We start from the raw sequence: 6,350 nt of genomic DNA, 5'->3' as shown, positions 1-6,350 counted from the left end.
ATTCTGAACTACCGGACACCACAAGAAGCCTTCATTGAAGAAGTTAATAAGTTACGGGGTTTTTAAAAGTGTTCAATTTCATATTGCAATTTACTAAAGTATTTACAAACATAACCAAAGTTGATAAAATATAAAAAGACATTTGCGGCCGTAGTTCATCGGTAGAACGACGGCTTCCCAAGCCGTAGAGGTGGGTTCGATTCCCATCGGCCGCTCCATAATTTTAACAATCAAAAAGCCATTAGGATTAACTAAACGTTAAAATCCTAATGGCTCTTTTATTTCTTTATTTTTATCTGTGTTATTCTATATTTTTCGGATTCCCCTATACCATTCGCTTACGGTTCCACACTTTACGTTTCCGTTGTGCATTTACATATCTAATCCGATACACGATATTTTTCAAAACATTGGCAATCATGATGAGCAAAGCCCCGATTAGCCCTTGACCATCCATGACTTCATTAAGGAAGAAGTATGCCAAAATGGCCGCAAAGACCGGTTCCATGGAGAAAATTAAACCCGTGCGGGACGGCGATAAGTAACGCTGTACGATGCTTTGCATAACGAAGCAAAAGGCACTGCATATAACGGCTAAGCCTAAAATAGCTCCCCACTGCATGCCCGTTTGTGGTAAATGAGGTGTTTCAAAAATAAAAGCGCTAAGCCCGCTGAATATAGCAATGGCTCCAAACTGCATCAATGTAGCCGAAAACATATCCTTCTCATTGGCCATCCGACCGACGACTACAATGTAAACGGCGTAACCGAAGGCGCCCCACAAACAATAAAGAGCCCCTATATCGAGGGATAAACCGTCTTTGACAGTAAAGAGCACTAAGCCCACAAAGGCCAATGCAATACTTAAGATGGTAAGCATAGGCGGCATCTTACGCTGCCAGACACCTTCTATAATCGGCACTAAGACCACCGCCGTAGTTCCTAAGAAAGCAGCCGTAGAGGCAGTCGTATGTTTTAGCCCCACAATCGTGCCAATTAACGAAGCATAGACCATAAATCCGAGAAATAATCCTTTAGCGACCGTTCGTTTGGAACAAATGTTTATTGTTTTTAAAAGTAACGGTAATACACATACAAAGGCAATTGTGAATCGTAAACACATAAGCGTAAACGGATCCACACCGGTCAGCGCAATTTTCATCAATAAATAGGATGAACTCCATGAAAACGTAACAAACAGCATCATTAGCTCAGCTTGCTTTACGGACATTTCCAATCTCCTCAATCCATCATATAACACACACTCAAATTATAACTGCATATTGCAAAAACGATTTGCCCACACAATAGTGCAACAAATCGTAATTACAAAGCACAATATTAGCGCTACAAACCTAACAGAATTTGTTCACGCTCAATACACATTAGCTACTCTTTTATCCTAGTGTATATCATCTGAAAAATAAAAACAAGCTAAATTCTTATGCTTAAAACCTATTAATTTAATGAGACTTTGCCCGTTTCCAGAGTAAAACTGCCGTCCTGATTGCGAATTTCCAATTCTTCTTTTTGCGCTTTCAAAGCCGGATCATTAGGTGTTCCCAATAAACGACCATATAAGAAGTGATAGCATACAAAGGCAACCAGTGCCACAATAACGGTTAGTAAGAACATATTGGTAAAACCTACGATTTCCTTAACCCCGCCTAATACGTAAGGGCCAAAACCAAGACCGATATCAAGGGCAATAAAGTAAGTGGATGTAGCAATCCCGATGCGATGGAACGGCACCATTTTTACCACCACGGCCTGTCCGTTGGACATGTACGTGCCATATCCGAGACCCACAAAAACGGCGGATAATAAAATCATCCACGATGCATCGGCAAAAGCCAATAATAATATACCGATAGCCAGCGAAATAAAGCAAGGATATAATACATAGTTTTCACCTTTGCGGTCAAAGATGAGTCCCAAGGATGGTCGTGTGAGGGTAATTACCACTGCATACACAACGAAGAACCAGGTACCGGCCTGTACCATATTAATATCACGGGTATAAGACGCCATAAAGCCTAAAATCCCCGAATATGCAAAACCGACAAGAACCGAAATCAATGTGATGGAATTAACGCGCGGTTCCAAATAATCGGAAATACGGCGCCCCGATTCTTCTTTTTTAATAGCTTCACTGAACTGAGGTTCTTCGTATTTCATGCTCAACGCAGCAATCACACAAAGGATTACAAGACCAACACAAATTGCCACAATAGTACGGAATCCCGTAAGTGACAAAAGAAAAATCCCTAAGAACGGGCCGATAGCGGCTGCCAAACTGGTACTCAAACCATAATAGTTAATCCCTTCACCGCGCCGTGCTTTCGGAATAACACTGGCCACGATAGTGCTGGTTGCGGTTGAAGTAATCCCGTAAGCAAAGCCGTTAATAAAACGAATCGTATCAAGCACAATCAAATTAGGAATATAAAAATATAACGCCGTAGATATTAAGTAAATTCCCAAACCTACATAAAGTACTTTGCGACTCCCTAAGGTACTTACAAAGCGTCCTGCAAAAACGCGGGCCACTACAGTACCAATAATATAAATCCCTACAGCCAAACCGGCTTGACTTGAAGTAGCATGCAATGTATCTTTCGCTACCACCGCAATAATTACGATTAATAAATAATAAATCAAAAATACCAATAAATTAATCACTGTGTCCAGCACAAACGGCAATGTCCACAGTTTCTCTTTGTGAGCCTCCATACCTAATAGCATCTCCTTGAAAAAAACATCGACATGAAATTGTACGTACTACAGTGGCTAATTATATTCGTTTAAACAATTTATGTAAAATTACAAAAGAAAAACTCAGTCATAAATTTTATAAATAACCAATCACAAGCGCAAAAAAGACCGTAGTATCTATAGTTATAACCACAGATACTACGGTCTTTATTTTAGATTATCTAATTACCGAGCAAAAATTATATAATCTTAAGAAACTGCGTTTCTCTTATAAAATGGAACGATAGATTTCTTCAATTTCAGCTTGAGATACGTCGCGTGGGTTGCCTGGCGTACAAGCATCGTTTTTAGCGGATTCAGCCAAGAACGGAATGTCTTCTTCTTTAACGCCGGCTTCTAACAAGCTCTTAGGAATTTCTACATCGTCAGCTAACTTCTGGATAGCGTCGATAGCCGCTTTCTGGTATTCTTCTTTACTCATGCCGTCAACATTCTGAACGCCCATAGCTTTAGCAAGATCGCGATATTTTTCACCGGTTGCCGGAGCATTGAATTTCAATACAGCCGTAAGCATCATAGCGCAAGCTTTGCCATGTGGAATATCATACAAAGCGCTCAAAGGATGCGCCATAGAGTGAACGATGCCAAGGCCTACGTTGGAGAAGCCCATACCGGCAATGTACTGACCAAGAGCCATAGCTTCACGGCCTTTAGGGTCGCCGGCTACTGCGTCACGAAGGGAGCGACCGATGATTTCGATAGCTTTCAAATGAAGCATATCAGTCATTTCCCAAGCACCTTTAGTGATGAAACCTTCAACAGCATGAACCAAAGCATCCATACCGGTGGAAGCGCACAAGCCTTTAGGCATACCCATGGATAAATCAGGGTCAACGATAGCTACGATTGGAATGTCATGAGGGTCGGCACATACGAATTTACGACGTTTTTCTTCGTCAGTAATTACGTAGTTAATAGTAACTTCAGCTGCTGTACCGGAAGTAGTTGTTACCGCGATAATAGGTAAGCATTTGTTCTTAGTATCAGCAACACCTTCAAGGCTGCGAACATCAGCAAATTCAGGGTTTGTCATGATGATAGCAATGGCTTTACTGGTGTCGATAGTGCTGCCGCCGCCGATAGCTACGATACAATCAGCATTTGCTTTTTTACAAGCTTCTACGCCGTCTTGCACGTTCTTAATCGTAGGGTTTGGTTTTAAATCGTCAAAAATTTCATAATCTACGCCGGCTTCATCCAATAAAGCAGTAACTTTAGTAGCTACGCCGAATTTAATCAAGTCTTTACCGGTGGTAACCAATACTTTTTTCAAATTGTTGGCTTTTAATTCGCCTACAATGTTATTGATTGCACCAAAGCCAAAGTAGGATGTTTCGTTAAGAATCATGCGATTAACCATTTGTGTTGCCTCCTAATCGAGAGAAATTAGAATTTACCTTTTGAAAAAATTGCCTTGCTTATACATTTCTGTATATGAACCCGGAATTCCTGCCGGAGTCATTTTTATTTGGTGCCACAACGTGCCGATGCAGCGTCATGGCACCTATATGAAACCCTTACAAAGGTTACATAACTGATTTATTTTTTGTTACGCCATAAAGCATCGGCTACCGGAGCTAATGCTTCTTTTTGAGCATCTGTCAACGGTTTGATAGGTACACGGCAGTTTTCCTGCATAGGTGCGCCTAATTCTTTAAGAGCCCATTTCATAACCGGATTGAATGGTACATGCACTTCATAGAAAGCAAAGTAAGCATCAATCTTGCGTTGTAATTCTTTTAAAGCACTTAAATCTTCAGCATCCAACGCTTTGATTACATCGGCACACATTTTCGGATCCACATTGGATTGAGCGCCGATACAGCCGTCACCACCGGAGATTACCGATGGGATACAGTTGTTGTCATAGCCTGTGTACACTTTGAATTCAGGATATTTAGGCTTTAAGAACTGAATATAGCGTTGCGTATGACGCAATACCGGATGTGTATCTTTAACACCTACCAAGTTATCGTGTTTTTCACGAAGACGAAGCAAGGTTTCAGCCGGAATATCAAAACCGGTACGATCACCATAGTTATAGATATAAACAGGACCATTAATGGCACTCAATACTTCATCAAAGTAAGCAAATACGTCATCGCCGTTACAAGCGCTGTAGTATGGACCTACAATAATAACCGCATCAGCACCGGCTTTAAGTACTTCATTGGAAAGCTGAATAGTTTCCGCTTTTACCATACGACCGGTACCGGCGATAACTTCCCAGCGGCCTTTGCCGTATTCAATGGCATCCAAGATAAATTCCTTGATTTCATCATATGAAAATGCATAGAATTCACCGGCGCTGCCACCGGCCAATACGCCGTCAATACCGGCTTCAATCAACTGATCGTAAAATGCATGCATCTGATCGTAGTTAACTGTTTCGTCCGCATTCATCGATGTCAAAATCGGACATATATATTTTGCTTTCACAAGCCTTACCCCCTACTTCTTATTCAAATCGTATACCATTTCCATGTCGGCCCACCATTCATTTTTCTGAGCGCCTTCGATACGAGTTTGACACGGATCGGTTTCACGCCACCAACGCTGTGTTTCCGGATCGTTGGCCATTTTTGCCATATCGTATTCAAAATCATCGCCTTCATAGACCATAATTGAAAACAGCAAATCATCACGATTGAAAATCTGATAGTGTATAATACCGCATTCACGAATCATTTTATTTACACTGGCGAATGGGTCGGCATGTAATGCCTTGTAATATTCCGCTTTTTCAGGGCGAAGTTTAATTACGCTGGCAAACACTTGAGGTTTATTTAATTTATATAATTTTTTGGCATTTTTAGAGAAAATGTCAGGATCATCATGGAAGTATTCACGTACGGAGTTTAAATGATCCTTAAAGTTAGAATACAATTCCACAACCGGGAAGTTTGATGCATAAATTAAGCGACTATGGTCAAAGGTACCGGAAATAAAGTCTAATAAGTTCTTAACAAACACCTTATCTTCCGTAGCATAACCGGATACTTTACAGTATACATTCGGCAAGGATGCCAATTTAGTCATCGCTTCTTTGTAGTCCGGCGTCAATTCCGTTACGTTACCGCAATGGTTGATGACTAATTTCAAGTCCGGAACTTGTGCCGCTGCCTGATAAATATCTATCAATTCTTCAACACGGTTACAACTTTCAAAGATTAAGCCTTTGTCAGCCAATACTTCAAGGCCTTCAATGAAGCTGCGTTCCAAACAACGGCCCCGTGGGGAGCTGTCGATGTGAAGCGGTTCACGTACACCTACGATGCCGGCCGGCAAACGAACATGACCGCTCAAATTACGAGCACGCATGATTTTTGCCAAAATCTTAGGGCTGTTCAACTTGAAGATAAATTCATCTTCTTTAATCGCGTCGTCGCAGTCCACTTCGATATAAATGCCCCCTTTAAAGTCTACGCCGGCTTTGGCGTATTCTCTAACCAGGTCATCCATGGAAAAGCTCTGCTGAATTACCCCTTTGCAGGAATTCAACCAAGGCAAATGTAATACATCCAAGTCCCATATATGTAAATGGGAATCTACAATTTCCAACATGTTACCGTCTC

5 protein-coding genes and 1 tRNA gene are annotated in these 6,350 nt (G+C 41.2%); 1 reads left to right on the top strand and 5 read right to left on the bottom strand.

All coding sequences use genetic code 11. The annotated features are described in order from the left end of the window. Positions 1-144 precede the first annotated feature (144 nt). Positions 145-218 (top strand) — tRNA-Gly (locus MXE28_RS03700). A gap of 107 nt (positions 219-325) precedes the next feature. On the opposite strand, the gene MXE28_RS03695 is transcribed toward MXE28_RS03700, so the two are convergent. The 5 genes from MXE28_RS03695 to MXE28_RS03675 form a co-directional block, all read right to left on the bottom strand. Continuing rightward, positions 326-1,231, bottom strand: a complete 906-nt coding sequence (locus MXE28_RS03695; RefSeq protein WP_226974511.1) for a DMT family transporter — start codon at positions 1,229-1,231, stop codon at positions 326-328. A gap of 227 nt (positions 1,232-1,458) precedes the next feature. Next, a complete protein-coding gene (locus tag MXE28_RS03690; protein ID WP_226974510.1) occupies positions 1,459-2,733 on the bottom strand; it encodes an MFS transporter in 1,275 nt (424 codons plus the stop codon). A 250-nt stretch (positions 2,734-2,983) separates the two neighbouring features. Then, positions 2,984-4,135 carry a lactaldehyde reductase gene (fucO, locus tag MXE28_RS03685; protein ID WP_127057787.1) on the bottom strand — a complete coding sequence of 384 codons (1,152 nt, stop codon included), beginning with the start codon at positions 4,133-4,135 and terminating at the stop codon, positions 2,984-2,986. 179 nt (positions 4,136-4,314) lie between these two features. Next, entirely contained in the window at positions 4,315-5,214 is a 900-nt protein-coding gene (locus MXE28_RS03680; RefSeq protein WP_226974509.1) for a dihydrodipicolinate synthase family protein, read from the bottom strand. 12 nt (positions 5,215-5,226) lie between these two features. Beyond that, positions 5,227-6,339, bottom strand: coding sequence for an L-rhamnose mutarotase (locus MXE28_RS03675; RefSeq protein WP_247239818.1), 1,113 nt, complete (start codon positions 6,337-6,339; stop codon positions 5,227-5,229). Positions 6,340-6,350: the final 11 nt, after the last annotated feature.

The sequence above is a fragment of the Veillonella sp. KGMB01456 genome (assembly GCF_023051165.1).
Lineage (GTDB): Bacteria > Bacillota > Negativicutes > Veillonellales > Veillonellaceae > Veillonella_A.
Note: the sequence above shows the minus strand (reverse complement) of the source record. Positions and strands in the feature narration are given on the sequence as shown.

Excerpts from the sequence above, each read along its gene's own strand:
- MXE28_RS03695 (WP_226974511.1), bottom strand. The coding sequence starts at position 1,231 with ATGTCCGTAAAGCAAGCTGAGCTAATGATGCTGTTTGTTACGTTTTCA.
- MXE28_RS03690 (WP_226974510.1), bottom strand. The coding sequence starts at position 2,733 with ATGGAGGCTCACAAAGAGAAACTGTGGACATTGCCGTTTGTGCTGGAC.
- fucO (WP_127057787.1), bottom strand. The coding sequence starts at position 4,135 with ATGGTTAATCGCATGATTCTTAACGAAACATCCTACTTTGGCTTTGGT.
- MXE28_RS03675 (WP_247239818.1), bottom strand. The coding sequence starts at position 6,339 with ATGTTGGAAATTGTAGATTCCCATTTACATATATGGGACTTGGATGTA.